16 protein-coding genes and 2 pseudogenes are annotated in these 24,604 nt (G+C 71.1%); 10 read left to right on the top strand and 8 right to left on the bottom strand.

Going from position 1 to position 24,604, the window contains the following annotated elements:
• Positions 1-204 precede the first annotated feature (204 nt).
• Positions 205-402: a helix-turn-helix transcriptional regulator gene (locus O7595_RS21760; protein WP_269730321.1), complete on the top strand. Its 198-nt coding sequence runs from the start codon at positions 205-207 to the stop codon at positions 400-402.
• A gap of 237 nt (positions 403-639) precedes the next feature.
• On the opposite strand, the gene O7595_RS21755 is transcribed toward O7595_RS21760, so the two are convergent.
• Positions 640-2,982 carry an MMPL family transporter gene (locus O7595_RS21755; protein ID WP_269730320.1) on the bottom strand — a complete coding sequence of 781 codons (2,343 nt, stop codon included), beginning with the start codon at positions 2,980-2,982 and terminating at the stop codon, positions 640-642.
• Between the two features lie 165 nt (positions 2,983-3,147).
• On the opposite strand from O7595_RS21755, the gene O7595_RS21750 reads away from it, so the two are divergent.
• Together O7595_RS21750 and O7595_RS21745 are read left to right on the top strand one after the other, a co-directional pair.
• Positions 3,148-3,825 (top strand): TetR/AcrR family transcriptional regulator, encoded by a 678-nt coding sequence (locus tag O7595_RS21750; protein WP_269730319.1) that lies wholly within the window; start codon positions 3,148-3,150, stop codon positions 3,823-3,825.
• Positions 3,826-3,941: 116 nt separating this feature from the next.
• Positions 3,942-4,253 carry a heavy-metal-associated domain-containing protein gene (locus O7595_RS21745; RefSeq protein ID WP_269730318.1) on the top strand — a complete coding sequence of 104 codons (312 nt, stop codon included), beginning with the start codon at positions 3,942-3,944 and terminating at the stop codon, positions 4,251-4,253.
• Between the two features lie 727 nt (positions 4,254-4,980).
• Here O7595_RS21745 and O7595_RS21740 read toward each other — a convergent pair.
• Entirely contained in the window at positions 4,981-6,270 is a 1,290-nt protein-coding gene (locus O7595_RS21740; protein WP_269730317.1) for a citrate synthase, read from the bottom strand.
• 168 nt (positions 6,271-6,438) lie between these two features.
• A complete protein-coding gene (gene recD2 / locus O7595_RS21735; RefSeq protein WP_269730316.1) occupies positions 6,439-8,667 on the bottom strand; it encodes an SF1B family DNA helicase RecD2 in 2,229 nt (742 codons plus the stop codon).
• On the opposite strand from recD2, the pseudogene O7595_RS33675 reads away from it, so the two are divergent.
• Positions 8,666-9,157, top strand: a pseudogene (locus O7595_RS33675) (hypothetical protein); the annotation flags it as partial. The gene recD2 and the pseudogene O7595_RS33675 sit on opposite strands and share 2 nt — an antisense overlap.
• A gap of 384 nt (positions 9,158-9,541) precedes the next feature.
• Here O7595_RS33675 and O7595_RS21725 read toward each other — a convergent pair.
• Together O7595_RS21725 and O7595_RS21720 are read right to left on the bottom strand one after the other, a co-directional pair.
• Positions 9,542-10,099 (bottom strand): annotated as a pseudogene (locus O7595_RS21725) (sugar phosphate isomerase/epimerase family protein); the annotation flags it as partial.
• A 10-nt stretch (positions 10,100-10,109) separates the two neighbouring features.
• Positions 10,110-11,261: a Gfo/Idh/MocA family protein gene (locus O7595_RS21720; RefSeq protein ID WP_269730315.1), complete on the bottom strand. Its 1,152-nt coding sequence runs from the start codon at positions 11,259-11,261 to the stop codon at positions 10,110-10,112.
• Between the two features lie 138 nt (positions 11,262-11,399).
• Between O7595_RS21720 and O7595_RS21715 the strand changes: the two genes are divergently transcribed.
• From O7595_RS21715 to O7595_RS21690, 6 genes are all read left to right on the top strand, one after another.
• Positions 11,400-12,494 carry a LacI family DNA-binding transcriptional regulator gene (locus tag O7595_RS21715; protein ID WP_269730314.1) on the top strand — a complete coding sequence of 365 codons (1,095 nt, stop codon included), beginning with the start codon at positions 11,400-11,402 and terminating at the stop codon, positions 12,492-12,494.
• A gap of 193 nt (positions 12,495-12,687) precedes the next feature.
• On the top strand, positions 12,688-13,632 hold the full coding sequence (locus tag O7595_RS21710; protein ID WP_269730313.1) for a bifunctional helix-turn-helix transcriptional regulator/GNAT family N-acetyltransferase: 945 nt from the start codon (positions 12,688-12,690) through the stop codon (positions 13,630-13,632).
• The gene (locus tag O7595_RS21705; protein WP_269730312.1) at positions 13,629-14,411 is read left to right on the top strand and encodes a sugar phosphate isomerase/epimerase family protein; all 783 of its coding nucleotides are present in this window, start codon (positions 13,629-13,631) and stop codon (positions 14,409-14,411) included. The genes O7595_RS21710 and O7595_RS21705 overlap by 4 nt, the downstream gene beginning before the upstream one ends.
• A gap of 478 nt (positions 14,412-14,889) precedes the next feature.
• Complete coding sequence (locus O7595_RS21700; protein ID WP_269730311.1) at positions 14,890-15,351, top strand: hypothetical protein; 462 nt, start codon at positions 14,890-14,892, stop codon at positions 15,349-15,351.
• 482 nt (positions 15,352-15,833) lie between these two features.
• Positions 15,834-17,669 carry a glycoside hydrolase family 3 protein gene (locus O7595_RS21695; RefSeq protein ID WP_269730310.1) on the top strand — a complete coding sequence of 612 codons (1,836 nt, stop codon included), beginning with the start codon at positions 15,834-15,836 and terminating at the stop codon, positions 17,667-17,669.
• Between the two features lie 115 nt (positions 17,670-17,784).
• Complete coding sequence (locus O7595_RS21690; RefSeq protein ID WP_269730309.1) at positions 17,785-18,396, top strand: LppU/SCO3897 family protein; 612 nt, start codon at positions 17,785-17,787, stop codon at positions 18,394-18,396.
• A gap of 214 nt (positions 18,397-18,610) precedes the next feature.
• Here O7595_RS21690 and O7595_RS21685 read toward each other — a convergent pair whose 3' ends face one another.
• The 3 genes from O7595_RS21685 to O7595_RS21675 all read right to left on the bottom strand — a co-directional run bounded on the left by O7595_RS21685 (position 18,611) and on the right by O7595_RS21675 (position 24,536).
• A complete protein-coding gene (locus tag O7595_RS21685; RefSeq protein ID WP_269730308.1) occupies positions 18,611-20,065 on the bottom strand; it encodes a S28 family serine protease in 1,455 nt (484 codons plus the stop codon).
• A 97-nt stretch (positions 20,066-20,162) separates the two neighbouring features.
• On the bottom strand, positions 20,163-20,543 hold the full coding sequence (locus O7595_RS21680; RefSeq protein ID WP_269730307.1) for a hypothetical protein: 381 nt from the start codon (positions 20,541-20,543) through the stop codon (positions 20,163-20,165).
• A 168-nt stretch (positions 20,544-20,711) separates the two neighbouring features.
• Positions 20,712-24,536: an ABC transporter ATP-binding protein gene (locus O7595_RS21675; protein WP_443071688.1), complete on the bottom strand. Its 3,825-nt coding sequence runs from the start codon at positions 24,534-24,536 to the stop codon at positions 20,712-20,714.
• Positions 24,537-24,604 lie beyond the last annotated feature (68 nt).

The following is a 24,604-nucleotide window of genomic DNA, read 5'->3' as shown; positions in this document are numbered from 1 at the left end:
CTCCGTCATGTCACAACAGTCCCCGGTTCGTCACACATGTCTCCGTTACGCGGGCCTTGCGTCACAGGACCTCGACAACCCCTCCCCTGTCGTCACTCTGCGTCGTTCAACGGGCACAGGCCGAGTGATCGCCAGTGCCCGCGCCGCAGCTCCCCCGACGGCTCCCCCGGCCGCCGCTGCGGCACGTACAGGGAGGTGCCACAGATGACGGACAGAAGACTCTGGTCCTACAAGGACATCGCCGCGCACATCAAGGTGCAGCCGGACACGGTCCGTTCGTACCGCAAGCACGGCCTCCTGCCCCCACCGGACCATGTGGAGTCGGGCAAGCCCTACTGGTACGCCGACACGATCCGCGTCTGGGTGGCCAACCGCCCCGGCAACAGGGGGCGCAGGAACTGAGACCCGGGGCCCCGCATCCCCGTGTGCGGGGCCCGACGGGCACATTGCTCACCCCTCGCACCACGCCCTTCCGAGCGTCCTCCGGTGACCGAGCGACGACCGGCGGATTCTCCGTCGAGCCGACCTCACCGGAACGAAGGTGGTCCTGCGCCCCCTCACTCGCTCCGGCTCAGGCCCGTCGGCTCGTGCGCCACCCGCTCATGTGCCGCCGGCACTGCCACCGGGCCCGGCTCGAACCTAACCGCCCACAGGGACGTCGTCGCGGTCACGGTCGCCGTGGCGGTCGTCCTCCCCGTCGGCGGTGCCGCCCCCGTCAGTCGGGGAGAGCCCGCCCCGCTCCTCGGCGTCGCGCTCCTGGGCGAAGGAGTCCGCCGGGACGGGCCCGGATATCCCGCCCTCGCTGAGGCCGAACCTCGCATGGAGCGCCCGCAACGGGGTCGGGGCCCACCAGGTGGCCCTGCCCGTCAGCTTCATCACCGAGGGGACCAGCAGGCTGCGCACCACCATGGCGTCCATGAGCACGGCGAGGGCGATGCCGAGGCCGAGCATCTTGGTGTTGCTCACCCGCGAGGTGCCGATCGCGACCATCACCACCGCGAGGATCACGGCCGCTGCGGTGATCAGTCCTCCCGTGCGGCGCAGCCCGAAAGCCACGGCGTGCTCGTGGTCGCCGGTGCGGTCGTACTCCTCCTTGATACGGGAGAGCAGGAACACGCCGTAGTCCATGGAGAGCCCGAAGGCGACGCAGAACATCAGCACGGGAAGCGTCGTCTCTATCGCGCCCGTGGCGGTGAAGGAGAGCGGGCCGGAGAGATGCCCCTCCTGGAAGACCCAGACCACGGCCCCGAACATCGCTGTGAGACTGAGCCCGTTGAGCACCACGGCCTGAAGTGGGATCAGCACGCTGCCGGTGAGTAGGAAGACGAGCAGGAGGGTGACGACGGCGATGATCGCCGCGGCCCATGGCAGCCGTTCACCGATCGCGTCCTTGGAGTCGACGAGCATCGCCGCCGCGCCGGTCACGGAGGTCTCGAACGGGGCGGACTCCGCGCGGAGATCGCGGACCAGCCGCTGGGACTCCTCGCCGACGGCCTCCTCCTCCGGCAGCACCGTGAACACCGCGTGCTCACCGGAGACCAGCGGTCCGTCGACACGCAGTACGCCAGGAAGGGCCTCGACGCGCTCGCGGTATCCGGCGTACTCCGCGGGGGTGGCAGGGCCCTCCGCGAAGACGTCGAGGCCACCACCCGGGCTTCCGGGGAATCCGTCCCGGATGTGCTGCTGCACGACATGCGACTCCGCGCCGGATGGGAGCTGGCGGTCGTCCGCCGGCCCGAACCGCACCCCCAGGAAGGGCAGTCCGAGCAGCACCAGCCCGGCGGTGGTGGCCACCGCGAAGACGGGTGCCCGGCGCATCACCAGGCGCACCAGCCGGGCCCAGCGCACCCCGTCGGCGTCCGCCGCCGAGCTCGTTTCGGAGTGCGGCAGCCCGGCCTCTCCCGCCCCCTGCGGGCGACCGCGACGGAACGGCTTCCGCAGGTCGTATGCGTTCACGCGGTCGCCGAGGAGCATCAGTGCAGCGGGGAGCAGCACGAGCGCGGCCGCGGCGGCCAACAGGACCACGGCGATCCCCGCGTAGGCGAACGACCGCAGGAAGTACTGCGGGAAGACCAGCATCGCGGCCAGTGACACGGCCACCGTGAGCGCCGAGAAGAGCACCGTACGGCCGGCGGTGCGGACGGTGATCGCGATGGCCTTCCGGCTCTGCGCCCCGGCAGCCAGTTCCTCCCGGAAGCGGCGCACGATGAACAGGGCGTAGTCGATGGCGAGTCCGAGGCCGAGGGCCGTGGTGAGGTTCTGCGCGAAGACCGAGACGTCGGTGAACTCGGTCAGTCCGCGAAGCACGGCGTTCGTCCCCAGGATGGCGACGATGCCGATGCCCAGCGGCAACAGGGCCGCGACCGCGCTGCCGAAGACCATCACGAGCAGGACCAGCGTCACCGGCAGCGCGATCAGCTCGGCACGCAGAAGGTCCTCCTGGATGATCGTCTCCATGTCGTGCATGACCGCGACCGGCCCGCCGACGGAGACCTGCACCGGCCCGTGCGTGCCCCGGTATTCGGGCGCGATGCGCTCCAGCACCCCCGCGGCCGTCTTCTCGTCGCCTTCGATCCGGGCGGCGACGAGTGCCTCACGTCCGTCCTCGGCGCGCAGGGCGGGGGACTTGGTCCGCCAGTAGGAGCTGACGCCCGTCACGCCCTCCTCACCCGTCAGACGCTCGGTCAGCCGCTCGGCCTCGGCGGCGACGGACGGATCGTCCACACCCTCGGGACCGGTGCCGACGAGGAGAAGCAGATTGGGCCGCGCGGCGGGGAACTCGCGGTCGAGGGCTTCGGTCGCATAGGTCGACTGCGCGTCGGGGTCCTCCCACCCCCCGCTGCCCATCCGGTCGGCGACCCCGCCGCCCGCGAAGACGGCGAGGGCGGTGACGACGAGGGCGAGGAGCAGCGACAGACGTGGTCGCGCGGTGACGAAGCGGGTCCAGCCGCCCGGGCGCGGCTCGTGGTTGACGTCGGACATCGGGTGGCGTTCCCCTCCCCCGAGACCGGTGCCGCGCGGGAGGCAGCACGGGTCGGCCATTGCCATAGACTGGCAAACACGAGTCATCGCTCGCGTTCCACAAGAATGCGAGCGCACACTCGCGTTTGTCAACCGAGCCCGGAGGACTGGGGATTGGTGGTTCACATGCCAGAGGCACCGGACGCCGGGGAACACGTCGGGTCCGCGCAGCCGCGCCGCCGCCAGGCGCGGGGCGAGCGCCGGATCGCACAGCTCCTGGAAGCCGCCGCCGGGGTGTTCTGCCGCAGCGGCTACACCGCCGCGAGCACCAACGCCATCGCCCGCGAGGCAGGCGTCTCACCGGGCACGCTGTACCAGTTCTTCCCGAACAAGGAGGCCATCGCCGTCGAGCTGGGCGGTCGACTGATGGAGCGCTGGCGCGAAACCCACGGCGCCGCGTTCGACAGCCTCGACCCGAGCCTCCCGCTCGACGAACTGCTCGACTCGGTCCTCGATCCACTGATCGAGTTCAACTGCGAGAACCCCGCCTTCGCCGTCCTCATGCACGGTTCCGAGATCCCCGGCCGGATCACGGAGGAGCACGACGCCGTGCACTCGGCGCTGCTCGAGCGCGTCGAGCAGATCCTCGGCGACTTCCTCCCGGACGCCGGACCCGCCGAGCTCAGCCGTGTCGCGAACATGACGTTCTCCGTGGTCAAGGCGGGACTGGAGCTGATCCTCGCCCACGAGGGAGCACAGCGCGACGCATACAGGACCGAGCTGAAGACCATGGTGCACCGCTACCTCCAGCCGCTCGTCGACACCGCCCCACAGCCGGAGGACACTCGCATTGATACCCCCTAGGGGTATAAAATGGGATCGGGTGTCGGGGAGTCGCGCACTCCCGCGACCCCTGACGCACCACGCCTTCGCCTGACGAAGTGACCGCGAAGCGACCCACCCGCACAGAGGAGAACGCCATGACCGCCGAGACGACCACCGGCACCATCGAGGCCACCGGCTCCTGCTGCTCACCCACGAGTTCCTGCCACGGCAGCACGGCGGGCACCGAGCCGAGCGGCAGCACCTCGGTCTACCTGGTGAAGGGCATGACGTGCGGCCACTGCGAGGGCGCCGTGTCCGAGGAGATCTCCGCGATCGCCGGCGTCACGTCCGTCACGGCCGTCGCCGCGACCGGACGGGTCACCGTGGTCTCGACCGGGCCGCTCGAGGAGGCGGCCGTCCGCGCCGCGGTCGACGAAGCGGGCTACGAGCTCGTCGGCGAGGCCTGACGTCCCCGCACGGCCCGGCCGAACACCTCATCCCCTCGGCCGGCACCGGCCCCGCCGGGGAATCCTCGACCACCCCCTGCCGCCCCGAACCTCCACCCGGGGCGGCTTCGCCTTTTCCGGCACATCAAAGGCGGCCCTGCCCCCCACCGGCCGCGACCCGGCCCCTCGCCCCCGCGAGGGAGCCCTGCCGGGCCCAGCCCGCCCACGCGGCCCCTGCCGGGCCTCCGGCGACGCTGCGCCGGCCGTCCGGGGCCCGCCGAATCCCGGTCTCGGGAATTGCCAGACCTACTCATCCGTTTCCGTGGTCAGCGTGAGGCTGCATCTGCGATCCTTCACGTGGTACACAGGACCTTCACAAAGAGACCCAGATCACAGATATTTATGGGTAACCATTCGGGCTCTTCGCGAGTCTAAGTGGGCAATGCCAGAGCGTCTTGGGGGACGCTCATGGGATGTCTTGGGGGACGTCCCAGGCAAGCGTTGGCCGGGGCACGTACGACCGGGGAGCTTTGAGCGGCCCTCCCGTAGATGCGTACCCCGGCAGACCGCGTCGCGAAGAGCTTCTGCTGGACACCAGCAGACGCCCGGCCGGATCCCGTGGGGGGAATCCGCACCGGGGATATGGGAAGCGCCCCGCTTGCCGACCCGTGGGGGGATCGGCAGCGGGGCGCTTCTCTGCGTGAGGGACTCGGTCGCACCGGGGCGCGACGGACCTGCCGAGCAGGCCTCAGCGGGCCTCGACCGGGACGAAGTCGCGCAGGACCTCGCCGGTGTAGATCTGGCGCGGGCGACCGATGCGGGAACCCGGCTCCTTGATCATCTCGTGCCACTGGGCGATCCAGCCCGGAAGGCGGCCGAGGGCGAAGAGCACGGTGAACATCTCGGTCGGGAAGCCCATGGCCCGGTAGATCAGACCGGTGTAGAAGTCCACGTTCGGGTACAGCTTGCGCTCGACGAAGTAGTCGTCGGACAGCGCGTGCTCCTCCAGCTTCAGGGCGATGTCCAGCAGCTCGTCGGACTTGCCCAGGGCGGAGAGCACATCGTGGGCGGCAGCCTTGATGATCTTGGCGCGGGGGTCGAAGTTCTTGTAGACCCGGTGACCGAAGCCCATCAGGCGGACGCCGTCCTCCTTGTTCTTCACCTTGCGGATGAAGGTGTCGACGTCGCCACCGGTGGCCGCGATGCCCTCCAGCATCTCCAGCACGGACTGGTTGGCGCCACCGTGCAGCGGGCCCCACAGGGCGGAGATGCCGGCGGAGATGGAGGCGAACATGTTCGCCTGCGAGGAGCCCACCAGACGCACGGTGGACGTCGAGCAGTTCTGCTCGTGGTCCGCGTGCAGGATGAGCAGCTTGTCGAGTGCGGCCACGACGACCGGGTCCAGCTCGTACTCCTGCGCCGGGACCGAGAAGGTCATCCGCAGGAAGTTCTCGACGTAGCCGAGGTCATTGCGCGGGTAGACGAACGGGTGACCGATCGACTTCTTGTACGCGTAGGCGGCGATCGTCGGGAGCTTGGCCAGAAGCCGGATGGTGGAGAGGTGGCGCTGCTTCTCGTCGAACGGGTTGTGGCTGTCCTGGTAGAAGGTCGACAGCGCGCTGACCACGGACGAGAGCATGGCCATCGGGTGGGCGTCGCGCGGGAAGCCGTCGAAGAACCGCTTGACGTCCTCGTGCAGCAGCGTGTGCTGGGTGATCTCGCCCCGGAACGCCGCCAGCTGGTCGACGGTCGGCAGCTCACCGTTGATCAGCAGGTAGGCCACCTCGAGGAAGCTGGAGCGCTCGGCCAGCTGCTCGATCGGGTAGCCGCGGTAGCGCAGGATGCCCTGCTCGCCGTCGAGGTAGGTGATCGCGGATTTATAGGCGGCCGTGTTGCCGTAACCGCTGTCCAGGGTCACCAGACCGGTCTGCGCCCGGAGCTTCCCGATGTCGAAGCCCTTGTCGCCGACGGTGCTCTCGACCACCGGGTAGGTGTATTCACCGTCCGCGTACCGCAGTACTACAGAGTTGTCGCTCACGTCATCCCTCACCGACGTAGTGCCTCTTCTTCGAGGTGCCCTGACTGTCTCTACCATCCCCCATTTGGCTGAGGAGAGTGCACTCGGGGTCGACCATTCGGCCGGTCAGCGGCACTCAGTGCCGCCCAGCCTGCTCATCCTGCCCCCTTCGCCCCGGTTCCGGAAGTGCTAGGTGATCTTTCCCACGAACCCTCCACCTGTCAGCCTGTGGTCGAGTGCGGTAAAGCGCCTCCCTGCCGAGACGGTGCGGACCGCCTGCCCTATCGCCTTGCGGGAGCCGACGAGCACGACGAGCTTCCTCGCACGGGTGACGGCCGTGTAGAGCAGGTTCCGCTGGAGCATCATCCAGGCCCCGGTGGTGACCGGAATCACCACCGCCGGATACTCGCTGCCCTGGGAGCGGTGGATCGTGACGGCGTACGCGTGGGCGAGCTCGTCCAGCTCGTCGAAGTCGTACGGCACCTCCTCGTCCTCGTCCGTCAGCACCGTCAGCCGCTGATCCACCGGATTGAGCGAGGTCACCACGCCGACCGTGCCGTTGAAGACTCCGTTTTCCCCCTTCTCGTAATTGTTGCGAACCTGAGTGACCTTGTCGCCGACGCGGAAGACCCGGCCGCCGAACCGCTTCTCGGGCACATCGGGGCGGGCGGGGGTGATCGCCTGCTGCAGGAGACCGTTCAGGGTGCCCGCGCCGGCGGGGCCCCGGTGCATGGGCGCCAGGACCTGCACATCGCGCCGGGGGTCCAGCCCGAAACGGGCGGGGACCCGCCGGGCGGCGACGTCGACGGTGAGCCGGCCCGCCTCCTCGGTGTCGTCCTCGACGAAGAGGAAGAAGTCGCTCAGCCCCTGGGTGACGGGCTGGGCGCCGGAGTTTATCCGGTGGGCGTTGGTGACCACGCCCGACTGCTGGGCCTGCCGGAAAATGCGGGTGAGCCGGACGGACGGGACCGGACTGCCGTCCGCGAGCAGATCGCTGAGGACCTCCCCGGCGCCGACGCTCGGGAGCTGGTCCACGTCGCCGACCAGCAGCAGATGAGCGCCCGGCGCCACGGCCTTCACGAGCTTGTTGGCCAGCAGCAGGTCCAGCATGGAGGCCTCGTCGACCACCACGAGATCGGCGTCGAGCGGCCGGTCCCTGTCGTAGGCCGCGTCTCCGCCCGGCCTGAGCTCCAGGAGCCGGTGGACGGTGGACGCCTCGGCGCCGGTCAGCTCTGCGAGCCGCTTGGCCGCCCTTCCCGTGGGTGCGGCGAGGACCACCTTGGCCTTCCTGGCGCGGGCGAGCTCGACGATCGAACGGACCGTGAACGACTTGCCGCAGCCGGGGCCGCCGGTCAGGACGGCCACCTTCCGGGTGAGGGCGAGCCGGACCGCCTGCTCCTGCTCGGGCGCCAGCTCCGCGCCCGTACGCCCGGCGAGCCAGGCCAGTGCCTTGTCCCAGGCCACGTCCCGGAAGGCCGGCATACGGTCCTCGTCCGTGCGCAGCAGCCGGGTCAGCTGGGCGGCGAGGGACAGCTCGGCGCGATGGAAGGGCACGAGGTACACCGCGGTGACCGGGTCCCCGCCCTCGGGCGAAGGGACCTGTTCCCGGACCACTCCTTCCTCCTCGGCCGCCAGCTCGGCGAGGCAGTCGATCACCAGTCCCGTGTCCACCTGGAGGAGCTTCACCGAATCGGCGATGAGCCTCTCCTCCGGGAGGTAGCAGTGCCCTTGGTCCGTGGACTGGGACAGGGCGTACTGCAGGCCGGCCTTGACCCGGTCGGGGCTGTCGTGGGGTATGCCCACCGCCTGGGCGATCCGGTCGGCGGTGAGGAAGCCGATGCCCCAGACGTCCGCCGCGAGCCGGTAGGGCTGGTTCTTGACGACGGAGATCGACGCGTCCCCGTACTTCTTGTAGATCCGCACGGCGATGGACGTGGAGACGCCGACCCCCTGGAGGAAGACCATGACTTCCTTGATGGCCTTCTGCTCCTCCCAGGCGACGCCGATCATCTTGGTGCGTTTGGGGCCGAGGCCGGGGACCTCGACGAGCCTGCCGGGCTCCTGCTCGATGACGTCGAGGGTGCCGGCGCCGAAGTGGTCGACGATGCGCTCGGCGATGCGGGGCCCGATGCCCTTGATGAGGCCGGAGCCGAGGTAGCGCCGGATGCCCTGGACGGTGGCGGGCAGGACGGTGGTGTAGTTCTCGACGGTGAACTGCTTGCCGTACTGCGGGTGGGAGCCCCAGCGGCCCTCCATCCGCAGCGATTCACCCGGCTGCGCGCCGAGGAGCGAGCCGACCACCGTGAGGAGGTCGGAGCTGCCGCGTCCGGTGTCGACCCGGGCGACCGTGTACCCGTTCTCCTCGTTGGCGTAGGTGATCCGCTCCAGGACCCCTTCGAGCACTGCCAGATTGGACATGCGACGACGCTACCGCCCGGCTCGGACAACGTGCCCGGCCTGTGGAGAACCCGGCGGCCGGCGCTCTCGGAACGGGATGAGGCCAACCGCCCGGGGCATAGGGGGCCCGGTCGAGCGACCGGGCCCCTCGTTCCCCCACCCTCAGAGCCCCTCCGAATCCCCCCGGAATCCCTCCCCAGGAGCCCTGACGCCCAGTACGACCCGCGTCACGCCGGAAGGGTTGCACGATTGCGGGCAGTTGTTCTTCCGGAATCTCGAAATGCCGACGCATGGAGGGAGACCTAGCGTCTCCGGCATGAGTGACGAGTCATTTCAACAGGACGTCCTGGCCGAGCTCGGGGACCACCGGCTCCAGGAGGTCGCGGACGCGCTCGGCACCGACACCACCGCGGCCGCGGCCGTCGTGGGCACTTCGGTGTCCACGCTCTCGGGCGAGCTGAAGGACGCCGCGGAGACACCCGATCAGGCCGGTGAAGTACGCGACGCCCTCGGAGAACTGACCGAGCCTCCCCTCCAGGGCGTCGTCACGCTGGGCGGCGGGCTCGGCGGCGGCCTCATGGCCGGTGTGCCGGCCCGGCTGGCCAGGCCCGCGGCCGCGGCGGTGGCCAAGCGGACCGGCGTTCCCGTGGCCACCGTCGGCAAGGCCTTCGAGCTGCTGATCCCGGTCGTGCCGACCGTCCTCACCCGGCGCGCGGCGAACCGCCGGTCGACCGGGACCGCTCCCGGTGCGCCGGGAGCCTCGGGGGTCGGCGTCGGCGACGTTCTCGGCGATCTGCCGGGCGGGGCCCCGAGAAGCCCTGACGCCCCTTCCGGCGAACAGGGCGTCTCCCCGGGCGCGGCACGGCCGGCACCCGGACAGGAGGAAGAGACCGCACTACAGCACGTGGCGTACGTACCGCATCGCCGTCTCCGCCAGGACCTCGACACCGTCCCGCTCCCACAGCCCCTCGTTGAAGAGCTCCGCCTCGACCGGTCCCGCATAGCCCGCCGCGTCGACCCGTTCGCGCCAGGCGCGCAGATCGACCGCGCCGTCACCGAGTTGTCCGCGTCCGTTGAGGACCCCGGCCGGCAGCGGGGTGACCCAGTCGGCCAGCTGGAAGGAGCGGATCCGCCCCTCGGCGCCGGCCCGCGCCACGTCGGCGGGCGCCCGGTCGTCCCACCAGACGTGGTAGGTGTCCACGACGCCCACCTCCTCGGCCGGGAACCGCTCGGCGATGTCGAGCGCATGTCCGAGCGTCGAGACGGCACAGCGGTCCGCGGCGAACATCGGGTGCAGCGGCTCGATCGCGGGACGCACACCGCGTTCCCGCGCATACGGGGCGAGGACCCCGATCCCCTCCGCGACGCGCTCCCGGGCACCGGGCAGGTCCCGGCTGCCGGACGGCAGGCCGCCCGAGACCAGGACGAGCGTGTCCGTGCCGTCCGCGGCGGCAGCCGGACCGTCACAGCGTCAGCTCCGGAACGTCGAGACGTCGCCCCTCCGCGGAGGACTCGAGTCCAAGCTCGGCGAGCTGCACCCCGCGGGCACCGGCCATCAGGTCCCAGTGGTGGGGCTCGCCCAGGGCGACGTGCCTGAGGAACAGCTGCCACTGGGCCTTGAACCCGTTGTCGAACTCGGCGTTGTCCGGGACGTCCTGCCACTGCTCGCGGAAGGGCTCCGTGGCGGGCAGGTCCGGGTTCCAGACGGGCCTCGGCGTGGCGCTGCGGTGCTGGACGCGGCAGCGGCGCAGCCCCGCGACCGCCGATCCGTGCGTACCGTCCACCTGGAACTCGACCAGTTCGTCGCGGTGCACGCGGACCGCCCAGGAGGAGTTGATCTGGGCGACGACACCGTTCGCCAGCCCGAACACGGCGTACGCCGCGTCCTCGGCCGTCGCCTCGTACGGTTTGCCCCGCTCGTCCCAGCGCTGCGGGACGTGCGTGGCGACATGCGCCTGGACGCTCGTCACCCGGCCGAGGAGCTCGTGCAGCACGTACTCCCAGTGCGGGAACATGTCGACGACGATGCCGCCGCCGTCCTCGGAGCGGTAGTTCCAGGAGGGGCGCTGGGCGTCCTGCCAGTCGCCCTCGAAGACCCAGTAGCCGAACTCCCCCCGCACGGAGAGGATCTCTCCGAAGAAGCCGCCTTCCACGAGGCGCTTCAGCTTCAGCAGGCCCGGCAGGAAGATCTTGTCCTGGACGACGCCGTGCCGGATGCCGGCGGCCAGTGCGAGACGTGCCAGTTCGAGGGCTGCGCCGGTATCGGACGCGGTGGGCTTCTCGGTGTACACGTGCTTGCCGGCCGCGATCGCCTTCTTGATCGCGTCGACCCGGGCCGAGGTGACCTGCGCGTCGAAGTAGACGTCCACCGTCCCGTCGGCGAGCACCGCGTCGAGGTCCGTCGACCACTCGGTCAGGCCGTGGCGGTCGGCGATCTCGCGCAGGGCGTGTTCACGACGGCCGACCAGGACGGGCTCGGGCCAGAGGACCGCACCGTCGCCGATGCCGAGCCCGCCCTGTTCGCGTATCGCGAGGAGGGAGCGCACGAGGTGCTGCCGGTACCCCATCCGCCCCGTGACGCCGTTCATGGCGATCCGCACCGTCCTGCGTGTCACGAAGGTGCCTCCATGTCTCCCCGATTGCTCGAAACGGCGGCGAAATGGTCATAGCAAGCGCTTTCTACCAGTGATGACGCTAGCCTGCGGACAGCAACCCGGACAAGGGCCCGGCCGGATCCCCCTCGGAGGAAAGCGATGACAGTCACGCTGGCTGATGTGGCGGCTCGCGCCCGGGTCTCCCCGGCGACCGTCTCCCGGGTCCTCAACGGCAACTACCCGGTCGCCGCCTCGACCCGGGAACGGGTACTGCGGGCGGTGGACGAGCTCGACTACGTCCTCAACGGGCCGGCCAGCTCACTCGCGGCGGCCACCTCCGACCTGGTCGGGATCCTCGTCAACGACATCGCCGACCCGTTCTTCGGGATCCTGGCCGGCGCCGCACAGACCGCGATCGGCGAGGGCGCCTCGGGCCGGGCGGGCGGCGAGAAACTGGCAGTGGTGTGCAACACGGGCGGCTCCCCGGAACGCGAACTGACCTACCTGACACTGCTGCAGCGGCAGCGGGCGGCCGCGGTGGTCCTCACGGGCGGGGCACCGGAGGACCCGGACCACCTCACCGCCATGGCGGCCAAGCTCGGGAGGCTCGCGGACGCGGGGACGACGGTCGTGCTCTGCGGCCGCCCACCCGTCTCCGGGGGCGCCGTCACCGCCACGCTCGCCTTCGACAACCGGGGCGGCGGGCGACGGCTCACGGAGCACCTGATCGGCCTTGGGCACCGGCGGATCGGGTATGTCGCGGGCCCCACCGGGCGCACCACCACACGGCACCGGCTCGAAGGCCATCGCGCGGCGCTGGAAGCGGCGACGGCGGCCTACGCCGGGGGCGCGGGGGCGGCCGGATCCGTGCCGGAGGATCAGGAGCGGTTGACGATCCACGGCCTGTACGACCGGCGCTCGGGCTACGACGCCACGCTGGAACTGCTGCGCCGTGATCCCGGTCTGACGGCGATCGTCGCGGCCAACGACACGGTGGCACTGGGTGCCTGCGCGGCGTTGCGCGACCTGGGCCTGCGCATCCCGGAGGACGTCTCGGTGGCCGGATTCGACGACCTGCCGTTCTCGGTGGACGCGGTGCCGGCACTGACGACGGTACGGCTGCCGCTGCACGAGGCAGGGGTGCGCGCGGGCCGTCTCGCCATGGGCAGGGAGGCTCCGCCGCCGGGCGGCATCGCGACGATCGGCGCGGAACTGATGGCGCGGACGTCGACGGCGCCGCCGCGCAAGGACTGACGGGAGCACGACCCGAAGGGCAGGCGGCGGTACGCCAGGAGGAGGCCCGGCGCGTGGGGCTCGTCGCGCCCTGCGGCCCCGGTGCGGAAGGGTAGGCGCGGCGGAGGCGGCGGGAGTTGTCCACAGGCCTTGCCGGGCGTCATTGCCCGAACCTAGCCTTGACTCAGTCAAAGGAAAGGTCGGGGGTTCGGTCATGGCCGTCCAGGAGATTCGCGCCTTCAACCGCTTCTACACCAACCTCATCGGCGCGCTCGACTACAGCAAGCACCTCTACACGCCGTACACGCTCACCGAGTCGCGGGTGCTGTACGAGCTGGCCCACGCCCCGCGGACCGACGCCGCCGACCTCCGGCTGGAGCTGTCCCTGGACGCGGGCTATCTGAGTCGGCTGCTCGGCAAGTTCGAGCGTGACGGCCTGGTCGAGCGGGCCCCGTCGGAGGAGGACTCGCGGCGGCAGCGCATAACGCTGACACCACGCGGGCGAGAGGCGACGGCCCTGCTGGACGAGCGCTCCCGGGAGGCCGTGGGCAGGCTGCTGGCCGATGTTCCGGCCGTGGAGCAGCCCCGGCTGACCGAGGCCATGCGCACGGTGCGCGACATACTGGGCGAGGTCCGGCCGGACCGGCAGGGGCGTGGCGAGGGGCCGGTGCTGCGCGACCCGGTGCCCGGGGAGCTGGGCTGGATCGTCCAGCGGCACGGCGCGCTCTACGCGGCGGAGTACGGTTGGAACGCGGACTTCGAAGGGCTGGTCGCCCGGATCGTCGCGGACTTCGCCCAGGACCACGATCCCCACCTCGAACGGGTGTGGATAGCCGAGCTGGACGGCCGCCCGGTCGGTTCCGTGATGTGCGTACGGGACGAGGCCCCGTCCACCGCCCGGCTGAGGCTGCTGCTGGTCGAGCCCGAGGCGCGCGGCCACCGCCTCGGGGAGCGGCTGGTGGGCGCGGTCGTGGATTTCGCCCGGGAAGTGGGATACCGGGAACTGGTGCTCTGGACCAATGACGTCCTGACGGCCGCCCGGAGCATCTACCAGCGCGCGGGATTCACACTCGTCGCGGAGAAGCCGCACCGCTCATACGGCGCCGACCTGGTCGGCCAGGACTGGCGGTTGCCCCTCCAGGAAGGATCGCCCACGTGAGATTCGCCTTCTCGACCCTCGGCGTTCCCGGCATGCCCGTCCCGGAGGTGGCCTCCCTGGCGGCCTCGGCGGGCTGGCAGGGAGTGGAGCTGCGCACCCACCCCGAGGAGCCGGTCAACCTGGCCATGGGGATACGCGAACGGGCCGCGGTCGTGGACGAGTTCGCCCGGGCGGGCGTGGAGATCGTGACGGTCGCCGGCTACGCCCAGGTCGCGGCTGCGGGCGACGAGGCGGCGATTCGCGAGGAGCTGACAGAACTGGTCTTGCTGGCAAAGGATTTGGGGGCTCCCTTCGTCCGGGTCTTCCCCGGGGGCGGCGACCAGCCCCAGGAGACCGCCGATGCGGCGGCGGCCAGGCGGCTCGCCGCGGCGGCCGAGACCGCCGCCGACGCGGGTGTGCGGGTCCTGCTGGAAACCCATGACTCGCATCGCACGGGCATCGCGGTCTCCCGCATCGTGGGCCAGGTCGGGCACAAGCACGTGGGAGCGCTGTGGGATGTGCTGCACCCATGGCTGGAGGAGGAACCGCCCGTCACGACCCGGGCGGCGCTCGGGCCCTATCTGGGCTGCGTCCAGGTCAAGGACGTCGCCTCGGCGGAGGACCTCACGCCGCTGCCGCTGGGCGCCGGGGTCCTGCCCCTCGGTGAGTGCCTGGCGCTCGCGGACGGCGACGGCTGGGTGTGCTGGGAGTACGAGAGGCGCTGGCACCCGGGCACGGCCGAGTTGCCGGGGATACTCGCGGCGGGGCGGGAGCACCTCGAGTCGCTGGTGCGCTCCTGAACCCTCCGGTCCGGCGACGTGCGCGGCCCTGGCCACGCCCCGGGCCAGAGCAGGCTCAGGGAGGCCTGCCTGCCCATGCCGGGCCGGCAGGTCCGGGGCCCCATGCGGGACCGGGGCCTGAGCGATGCGGGGCGGCCGGGACGCCGAGACGATGCCGGACGCCGGGACGGGAGAGTCGGACGGGACGGAAGAGCCGGACGGGACGGAAGCACCGAAAGAGCGCAGGGCAGGGGCTCACCGACGCGGGACCCGGGACCGAACCCAGGCAGGACCCAGGCATGGCCGGCGGACGGGTGCAGGGCAGGACCGGGTCCCACCCGGGTGGCAGACGGGGGTCGGGGCTGACCCGTGCCGGACCAGGACGGCGAAAGACCGGCCGGCACACGGTGGCCGCCGGAACCGGTGGAGATCGCCGGACGGGCCGCCCGCAGTAGGCTGAAGTTCATCGGCAACCGCGTGAAGCCCATGGAGACCGCCCATGAGCCGGAACCCTCAGGACCCGAACGCCCGGGCCGCGGACCCCCAGGCCGCGAACGCTCGTGCCCGGAACGGCCGGGACCCGGTCGTCACCGGCTGGAGCCACGGTGATCGCGTCGTCCGCTGGACGCATGGCGGCGGGATCGTGCAGAAGGACTTCGCGGGACCGACCCAGGCGGCAGTGGCGTGGGACGGCCGGGTGATCGTCGTCGAGGCGCTGGACGACACCCCGTACACGCCCACGGACAACGCGGTCGTGTACGAGGCGGACGGGACGGAGCTGGTCCGGTTGGCGCCTCCGCGGGATCTGGTCGCCGAGCCGTCATGGGTCTTCGGGTTCTTCACGGCGCACCTGGACGCCCAGGGGCGCCCGGTGCTCGTCGTCGCCACGCAGGTCGGCGACTTCTGGGGGCATCCGGATCTGACGGCGGGCACGGTCGTGGACGTGCAGGAGTGGCGCTGAGTCCGTGATCGCCCGCCACCCGACACCGGGTCGGCGCCGCAGGTCCGCCCCGGGTCGTGACCGCCCCGACCCGCTCGGCACACGGTCACCCCGCCCCCACGACGCAACCAGGAAATCTCGGAGCGCGGGGAACCCACGACGGGAACCAGGCGTCCAAGTGCCGTGCCGCGGACGAGTCACCGCAGAGCGGCGTCGTCGGCCCTCGTTGCTGGCTGCGATCGCTGACTCCCTCCCTGGCCGCCTGCGGCCTGCGGCACGCCGCCACCGGTGCGCCCCCTCCCAGCTCCGGTGGCGGTCCCTCTTGTCCACGCGCCCGCTTGTCCACGCCCGCTGATCCGCGCGCTCCCTCCTCCACGCCTCGCTGAACCGTCGCGACTCGGCTGCCGCCGCGGCCGTGCGCCCGTCCGGCCGATTCCCTTGACTGGCAGTTACTTTCCGGATATCCGTGACCCTTGGAAGTTTCCTTCAGGGAAGGAGCACCAGTGCCCGACCGGACCGCGCCGTCCAGACGTTCCGTTCTCGCCGCCACCGCCGTAGGTGCCGCGGCCGCAGCCCTCGCCTCCGGCCCCGCACACGCGGGCTCAGCCGACCGCGGCCCCACTCGCGCCCGTCTCCAGCGGCTCATCTCCCGGATGAGCCTTGAGGAGAAGGTCGGACAGCTCTTCGTGATGCGGGTGTACGGGCACTCCGCCAACGCACCCGACCAGGTCGACATCGACGCCAACCTCAGGGAGATCGGGGTCCGTTCGGCCGCCGAACTGATCGAGCGCTACCACGTCGGCGGCATCATCTACTTCGTCTGGGCCCACAACACCCGTGACCCGCAGCAGATCGCCGAGCTGTCCAACGGCATCCAGCGGGCGGGACTCGCCCAGCCCACCCCCGTTCCGCTGCTGATCTCCACGGACCAGGAGCACGGCATCGTCGCCCGGGTCGGCAAGCCCGCCACGCTCGTGCCGGGCGCGATGGCACTGGGGGCGGGCGGTTCCCGTTCCGACGCCCGGAAGGCCGCCCGGATCGCCGGCACCGAACTCGCCGCGATGGGCATCCGGCAAAACTACGCGCCGGTCGCCGACGTCAACGTCAATCCGGCCAACCCGGTCATCGGCGTGCGGTCGTTCGGCTCCGACCCCCGGGCCGTGTCGGGGCTGGTCGCCTCACAGGTGCGGGGCTACCAGGGCGCGGGCATCGCCGCGACGTCCAAGCACTTCCCGGGGCACGGGGACACCGTGTCCGACAGCCACTACTCGCTGCCGACGATCCACCACACCCGCGAGGAGTGGAGCGAGCTGGACGCTCCGCCGTTCCGGGCGGCGATCGCCGCGGGCATCCGCTCGATCATGACGGCGCACATCGTCGTCCCGGCGCTCGACCCGAGCGAGGACCCGGCGACGCTGTCCCGCCCCATCCTCACGGGGATACTGCGCGAGGAACTCGGGTATGACGGGGTCGTCGTCACCGACGCGCTCGACATGGCGGGCGTACGGCAGAAGTACGGCGACGACCGGGTTCCGGTGCTCGCCCTGAAGGCCGGCTGCGACCAGTTGCTCAACCCGCCGGACCTGGGCGTCGCCTGGAACGCCGTCCTGGAGGCCGTGCGGAGCGGTGAGCTGACCGAGCAGCGCATCGAGGAATCGATCCTGCGCATTCTGCTGCTGAAGGACGAACTGGGCCTCTTCCGGCAGCCGTTCGTCACCCGCCAGGGCGTGGACCGCACCGTGGGCAAGCGATCCCATCTGGCCGCCGCCGACCGGATCGCCCAGGGCACCACCACACTGCTCGCCGATCCGGCAGGTCTGCTGCCGCTGTCCCGCCGCAGACACCGCGATGTGCTCGTGGTCGGCGCGGATCCGGCCTCCCCGTCCGGGACGACCGGGCCCCCGACCGCCACGCTCACAAAGGGCTTCACCGAACTGGGCTTCACCGCGACGGCGCTGTCCACCGGCATCACCCCCACGGCCGCGAGGATCGAGGAAGCGGTGGCCGCGGCGGCCGGGAAGGACGTCGTGGTCGTCGGTACGTACAACGTCTCGGCGACCAGTCCGCAACGGACCCTCGTCTCCCGGTTGGTGGCCACGGGTGTCCCGGTGGTCACGGTCGCCATCCGGAACCCGTACGACATCGCGCAGTTGACGGGCACCGGCTTCGCGGCCTCGCTCGCGACCTACAGCTGGACCGACGTCGAACTACGGGCGGCGGTAAGGGTGATCGCGGGCCGGGCCGAGCCCGAAGGCCGCCTTCCCGTACCGGTGCAGCGAGCCGACGACCCGACGCAGGTGCTGTACCCGGTCGGACACGGCCTGAGATATCGGGAGTAGCGCGGCGTAGGCCGCGCTACCGGCGCACACCCCCCACGCTGTGAAAAGCCCCCCTGCTCCCCTGGCGTGCGCCCGCACCGGCGGGCCACGCTGGAGCGGGCAAGCAGGGGGATCCATGCACGTACGGCGTCTTTGGGTGGGGGTGGTCTGCGCGGTGCTCGTCTGCTGCCGACCTGGACCGGCAGGCGCCGGGGGCGATGGCCCACAGACGCCGCGCGAGAGCTCGGCGCCGTCCGCACACGGACCGCTGTACCTCGGGCCCGGGAGCTGCAGCGGCCCGGGCCGCGCGGATGTCCGTGAAGTGCCCTGCACCAGCGAGAAGGCGGCGGCGCGCGTGATCGCCCGTCACGACGGACGGCGGACGGACACACCGGACTGCCCGGACACGACCGACTTCGTGCTGCACATCTCGGAGCACCGGCCGGCGCTCGACGAGGACGGCGACGGTTCGGTGCCGCGGGGTTACGCCTGCATGCGCAATCTGGAGCCGCCGCATCCCGGCGATCCCGGGGGCGGGGGCGGACCGCACACGGTCGTCGGCGACTGCCTCCACACCTCGCGCCAGGGCCAGGTGAAGGAGACCGCCTGCGACGGATCCGGTGAGCACCGGCCCGAGTTCAGGGTGGCGTCGGCCGTGGACGGACGTTCCCAGTGCCCGCCGTCGACGGATCTGTTCGTGGAACTGCCCGCCGGCCGCAAACCGGTGGGCTGTGCCCGCCGCCTCTGACACCGCGCATCGCGGGTCGTCCGCGACGGGACACAGCCCGCCGTTCGCCGTTCGCCGTTCGCCGTTCGCCGTTCGCCAGAGCGGCCACCGCCACCAGCCGACATCACCAGTTCGCCAGTCGCCAGGTTCCCGGCCACGGTCACCGATCAGCAACCACCGATATCCGATGGCCGACCGTTCCCACAACCGGCATCCGTCACGGTCACGGTCACGGTCACGGACGCAGCATCGGCTCCCGCTCGATGTCCTGCTTGTCGAGCTTCGTGTCCGGCTTCGTCAGCCTCTTCGCCTTGGCCGGGTCCTCCTGGACGGCGGCCGGGGCGACGCCCGCCCACTCCAGGATCCGGGCGGTGGCCTTCGCCCGCTGGTCCGCCTTCAGACCGGCGACGTTGGCACCGTGGTTGGCACCGGGAGCGGTGAAGACATGGCTGTCACGCGCGCCCTTGCCCAGTCGAAACGGTTCGGCACCCCAGGGGTCGTTCTCGCCGTAGACGAACAGCATCTGCCGCGCGTGGTGACGGACCCACCTGTCCACGTCGTCCATCACCCACGGCTTGAAGCGCATGGGGATCTCCCGCGGCACGAAGTTGCGCGGTGCCTGGTAGCCGTAGCGGCTCAGGCCCTTGAGGTGGCGCAGTTCGATGGCCGGCGCGCCGAGTTCGGTGCCCGCCTGGTGGTAGTACGGCGTGTACGGCTCCAGGCCCTGGTCGGTGTAGAAGGAGAAGCCGGAGATGGCGTCGACGCTGTCCCAGATCTCCTGGTCCGAGGCGGTCGCCGCGACGGGGACCGACGCGCAGTCGCTCACCAGGCTGTACTGCCAGAAGGCCCAGGCGTAGTCGAGGACGACGGCCTCGAATGCCTTGTCGAGCGAGCCGATCGTCTTGAAGGTGTGACCGTTGTCGGCCGCGTACTTGACGTACAGCGCCTCCAGTGAGTCACGGCGGACGAGTGCCTCGCGCTGCACCGCGTTCAGCTTGTCGCGGCACTCGGCGGTGCCGACCTTCTCGAAGAACCGGTCGTAGGCGGAGTCCTCGTTGTTGTTCACGTCGTTCGGTGCGACGTAGGCGACGACACCGTCCATGTCCCGCGGGTAGAAGCGCTCGTAGTACGTGGCGGTCATGCCGCCCTTCGAGCCGCCCGTGGCGATCCACTTCTTGCCGTAGATCTTCTTCAGCGCGGTGAAGACACGGTGCTGGTCGCTGGCGGCCTGCCAGATGTCGAGCTTGGACCAGTCGGCCGGGTCGGGCCGCGACGGGCTGAAGAACCGGTACTCCAGGTCGACCTGGTTGCCGTCGACGATCTGGGTGGGCTCACGCCGGCGCGGGGTCGTACCGACGTGGTAGCCGCTGGTGTGGAAGACGGTCGGCCGGGTCGTGTCCTTGTGCAGCACGGTGATGCGCTGCTTGAACGTGCCCTTGGACGGGCGCCGGTGGTCGACCGGCTGGGTGTAGTCGAGGACGAAGTAGCGGTAGCCGGGGTACGGCTTCTCCTCGATCAGGCTCATCCCGGGAATCGCGAGGATCCGGCCCTTGATGTCCTGGGGCGTGACGCCCTTGGACGCGGTGGGTGAGCCGATGGCGGGTTCGGCGGCGGTGGCCGCGCTCGCCGTCGTCCCCGCGCCACCCATGAGTACCACGAGCGACAGCAGCCATCTCAGTGTTTTCCGCATGCACGCACTCCCCTTGGTTCACAGCGGTCGCGGCGAACCTAGCGGGGCAATGCGCTTATGGCCAGGGCGAGTTGAACGAGAGTGCGGAACCGCACCCTCAGCACAGGATCCAGCCGGTCGAGGCGCGCTTTCCGGCGACCGCACCGGACACCCGGACGCAGCGGTTGAGGGCGTGCACGGTGACGGGCCCCGCCTGCCGGGTGAACCGCCCCTTGTCCACGACGGCGCGCCCGCCGCGCGGCTGGAGGGACACCGACATCGCCCGCGCGGCGCCGGGCCGTTTGGCGACGGTGAGGGCGCAGACCAGATTCCGTTTCTTGAAGATGCGCAGTTCTCCCGTGGTGAACCCGACCGCCTTCACGGGACGGCCGGAGCAGACGGATGCGGCCTCCGCCCGCTGGACCCCCGGTCCGGGCAAGGCGAGGGCACCGACGACCGTGAGCACGGCGAGTACATGCCTCAACAGCTTCCCGAACACGCTTTCTCCCCTCCCGCACCAAGCCGTACTGACGTACGACGCAGCAGGGGTCCGGACGGTTGCCGTCCGGACCCCGGAAGGGCGGGAACCGTCGCTCGGGCGGGCCGGATCCGGGCACGCACCCACCCAAAGCCCCCCAGACCGATCGACGCCGGCCCCCGCGTCCGCTCAGGACCGGGCCGGTGCGGGCTCCTCCTCGCCGATGAAGGTCCGCCACAGCTCGGCGTAGCGCCCTCCCCGCGCGAGCAGTCGGTCGTGCGTGCCGTCCTCGACCACCCGGCCGTGCGCCATGACGACCACCCGGTCCGCGCGGGCGGCGGTGGTGAGACGGTGTGCGACGACCAGCGTGGTGCGGCGGCCGGTGAGCCGGTCGGTGGCCTGGTTGACCTGCGCCTCGGTCGCCAGGTCGAGCGCCGCCGTCGCCTCGTCGAGCAGCAGCACGTCCGGATCGACCAGTTCGGCCCGGGCCAGGGCGATGAGCTGGCGCTGGCCGGCGGAGAGATTGCGGCCGCGCTCGGCGACCTCGTGGAGGTAGCCGCCCTCCAGGGTGGCGATCATGTCGTGGGCACCCACGGCACGGGCCGCGGCCTCCACCTCCGCGTCGCTCGCCCCCGGCCTCCCGTAGGCGATTGCGTCACGGACCGTGCCGGAGAAGAGGTACGCCTCCTGGGGCACGACGCCGAGCCGGTGCCGGTAGGAGGTGAGGTCCAGGTCCCGCAGATCGGTGCCGTCGACGGTGACGCGTCCGCTCGTCGGGTCGTAGAACCGCGCCACCAGCTTCACCAGCGTCGACTTGCCCGCGCCCGTCTCGCCGACGAAGGCGACCGTCTGACCGGCCGGGATCCGCAGGTCGACGCCGCTGAGCGCCGCCTCCGCGCCCCCGCCCCCGCCCCCGCCCCCGGCGCCGGCGTCGCTGTCGCCGGCGTACGCGAAGGAAACGTCCTCGAAGGCGATGTCACCGCGGAGCGACGGCACGTCCAGGGGCTCGCGGGGCTGCTTCGTCGACGTCGGCTCCCGCAGCAGCTCCTGGATCCGGCCGAGCGACACGGTGGCCTGCTGGTAGCCGTCGAAGACCTGGGACAGCTGCTGCACCGGGGCGAAGAAGAGGTCGATGTAGAGCAGATAGGCGACCAGAGCTCCCGTGGTGAGCGTGCCCGCCTCGATCCGGCCCGCACCCACGATCAGCACGGCCGCCACGGCGACGGAGGACAGCAACTGCACGAAGGGGAAGTACACGGAGATCAGCCACTGCCCGCGCACCCGCGCCTCGCGGTAGCTCTCGCTGCGCTCGGCGAACCGCCGGTTGCCGGACCGCTCGCGCCGGAACGCCTGCAGGATGCGCAGTCCGCTCACCGATTCCTGGAGGTCGGCGTTGACGACGCTGATCCGCTCCCGCGCCAGCTCGTACGCCTTCACCGACTGCCGGCGGAAGAAGTACGTGCCGACGACGAGGACGGGCAGCGTCGCAAAGACCACCAGGGCCAGCTGGAGGTCGAGCGCGACCAGGGCGACCATGATGCCGAAGAAGGTGACGACGGAGACGAACGCGGTGACCAGACCGGTCTGCAGGAACGTCGAGAGCGCGTCCACGTCCGTGGTCATGCGGGTCATGATGCGGCCGGTGAGCTCGCGCTCGTAGTAGTCGAGGCCGAGCCGCTGGAGCTGGGCGAAGATCTTGAGTCGCAGGGCGTAGAGGATGCGCTCGCCCGTACGTCCCGTCATCCGTGTGGCGCCGATCTGGCCGACCCACTGCACGAGCACCGTCAGCAGGGCCAGGGCGGAGGCGACCCAGACCGCGGTCATCACGGCCTGCTCGACACCGTCGTCGATGCCGTGCCGGATCAGCACCGGCAGCAGCAGGCCCATGCCCGCCTCGAGCGCCACCAGCAGCAGGCTGAAGAGCAGCGGCAGTCCGAAGCCGCGCAGCAGTCTGCGCAGGTCGTAGCTGTCCTCGGGGGTCACCGCCCGGACTTCGTCGACCTGCGGGATGTCGTCGGCGGCAGGCAGCGCCGCGACCTGGGCGAGGAGTTCGGGCGTCGCGCCGGCCGCCTGGTCCTCTTCCTCCTCTTCCTTGCGCACCCAGAGCGGGGGCGTGATGCCGCGCTCGGCGTCGAACTCGGCGTCCATCTCGGCGCGGAGGGTGCGGTCCTCCGGGATCTCGACGGGCGGGGTGTGGCCCGGGGAGACCCCGCCCAGCTCGTCGGGGTCGGTGAGCAGCCGCCGGTACAGCGCGGATCGTTCCTGCAGCTCCTCGTGGGTTCCGATGTCGGCGAGCCGGCCTCCGTCGAGGACGGCGATGCGGTCGGCGAGGCCGAGGGTGGACCTGCGGTGGGCGATCAGCAGGGTGGTGCGCCCGGCCATCACCCCGCGCAGCGCCTCGTGGATCTCGTGCTCGACCCGGGCGTCCACGGCGGAGGTGGCGTCGTCGAGCAGCAGCAGCCGGGGGTCGGTGAGGATCGCGCGGGCGAGGGCGATCCGCTGACGCTGGCCGCCGGAGAGGGTCAGACCCTGCTCGCCGACCTTGGTGTCGTAGCCGTGCGGCAGCTCGCCGATGAAACGGTCCGCCTGGGCCGTCCGCGCGGCCTGGGCGATCTCCTCGTCCGTCGCGTCCGGCCTTCCGAAGGCGATATTGGAACGGACGGTGTCGGAGAAGAGGAAGCTGTCCTCCGGTACGAGTCCGACGGCGGCCCGCAGCGACTCCAGGGTGAGCTCGCGGACGTCGTGGCCGCCGACGAGGACCGCGCCGTGCGTGACGTCGTAGAAGCGCGGCAGCAGCAGAGAGACCGTGGACTTGCCGCTGCCCGAGGAACCGACGACGGCGACGGTCTCGCCGGACCGGATCTCCAGGGAGAAGCCGTCGAGGACGGGCCGGGCGCCCTCCCCTTCCCCGTAGGAGAAGCCGACGTCGTCGAACTCGACGGTCGCCGGGGCGTCGGGCGGGAGTTCCTTGGTGCCGTCCTTGATCGCCGGCTCGGTGTCGATCAGCTCCAGGACGCGCTCGACTCCGGCCCGCGCCTGCTGGCCCACGGTCAGGACCATGGCGAGCATCCGCACGGGTCCGACGAGCTGCGCGAGGTAGGTGGAGAAGGCGACGAAGGTCCCGAGGGTGATCTGCCCGCGCGTGGCCAGCCAGCCGCCGACCGCCAGCATCGCCACCTGCCCGAGTGCGGGCACGGCCTGCAGGGCCGGGGTGTAGACGGCGTTCAGCCTGACCGTGCGCAGCCTGCCGGCGAAGAGCCTGCGGCTGACGTCCCTGAGCTTGCCGGTCTCCTGGTCCTCCTGGCCGAAACCCTTGACGACCCGGACCCCGGAGACAGCACCGTCGACGACCCCGGCGACCGCGGCGGCCTGCTGCTGCGCGTACCAGGTGGCGGGGTGGAGCTTGAGCCGACTGCGTCTGGCGATGAACCAGAGAGCCGGGGCGACGGCCAGCGCGACCAGGGTGAGAGGCGGCGACAGCCATGCCATGACGCCGAGGGAGACGAAGAAGAGCACGAAGTTCCCGATGGTCATCGGGAGCATGAAGAGCAGGCCCTGGATGAGCTGGAGGTCGCTGGTGGCACGGCCGACGACCTGGCCGGTGGACAGCTCGTCCTGGCGGCGTCCGTCGAGCCGGCTGATCGTCCGGAACATGTCGGTGCGCAGGTCGTGCTGGACGTCGAGGGCGAGCCTGCCGCCGTAGTAGCGGCGGACGTAGGTGAGGGCGTAGACCACCAGCGCCGCGGCGATCAGCAGTCCGGTCCAGACGCCCAGTGAACGTGAGTGGTCCCCGATGACGTCGTCGATCACGACCTTGGTGATCAGCGGGACGATGGCCATCACCGCCATGCCGGCCAGTGACGAGCCCAGCGCCAGCACGACGTTCCGCCGGTAGCGCCATGCGTAACCGGTCAGTCTCCGTGCCCACGATCGCTCTGCCGCCGCCGTCACCAGCTGCCTCCCCGTCGTCCTGATCTGCCGGAAGGCACCAACGCGGGCCGGGCCCGATTTCATCCCGCCGCGACGCGGCCCGGTGAAAGAACGGTCCCTGGTCCTAGGACCAGGGACCGTTCCCGGCGCGC

The sequence above is a fragment of the Streptomyces sp. WMMC940 genome, assembly GCF_027460265.1.
Lineage (GTDB): Bacteria > Actinomycetota > Actinomycetes > Streptomycetales > Streptomycetaceae > Streptomyces.
Note: the sequence above shows the minus strand (reverse complement) of the source record. Positions and strands in the feature narration are given on the sequence as shown.

What these genes read in the sequence shown, in the direction of transcription:
- O7595_RS21760 (WP_269730321.1), top strand. Translation starts at nt 205, where the DNA reads ATGACGGACAGAAGACTCTGGTCCTACAAGGACATCGCCGCGCACATC.
- O7595_RS21755 (WP_269730320.1), bottom strand. Translation starts at nt 2,982, where the DNA reads ATGTCCGACGTCAACCACGAGCCGCGCCCGGGCGGCTGGACCCGCTTC.
- O7595_RS21750 (WP_269730319.1), top strand. Translation starts at nt 3,148, where the DNA reads ATGCCAGAGGCACCGGACGCCGGGGAACACGTCGGGTCCGCGCAGCCG.
- O7595_RS21745 (WP_269730318.1), top strand. Translation starts at nt 3,942, where the DNA reads ATGACCGCCGAGACGACCACCGGCACCATCGAGGCCACCGGCTCCTGC.
- recD2 (WP_269730316.1), bottom strand. Translation starts at nt 8,667, where the DNA reads ATGTCCAATCTGGCAGTGCTCGAAGGGGTCCTGGAGCGGATCACCTAC.
- O7595_RS21715 (WP_269730314.1), top strand. Translation starts at nt 11,400, where the DNA reads ATGACAGTCACGCTGGCTGATGTGGCGGCTCGCGCCCGGGTCTCCCCG.
- O7595_RS21710 (WP_269730313.1), top strand. Translation starts at nt 12,688, where the DNA reads ATGGCCGTCCAGGAGATTCGCGCCTTCAACCGCTTCTACACCAACCTC.
- O7595_RS21700 (WP_269730311.1), top strand. Translation starts at nt 14,890, where the DNA reads ATGAGCCGGAACCCTCAGGACCCGAACGCCCGGGCCGCGGACCCCCAG.
- O7595_RS21690 (WP_269730309.1), top strand. Translation starts at nt 17,785, where the DNA reads ATGCACGTACGGCGTCTTTGGGTGGGGGTGGTCTGCGCGGTGCTCGTC.
- O7595_RS21685 (WP_269730308.1), bottom strand. Translation starts at nt 20,065, where the DNA reads ATGCGGAAAACACTGAGATGGCTGCTGTCGCTCGTGGTACTCATGGGT.
- O7595_RS21675 (WP_443071688.1), bottom strand. Translation starts at nt 24,536, where the DNA reads ATGAAATCGGGCCCGGCCCGCGTTGGTGCCTTCCGGCAGATCAGGACG.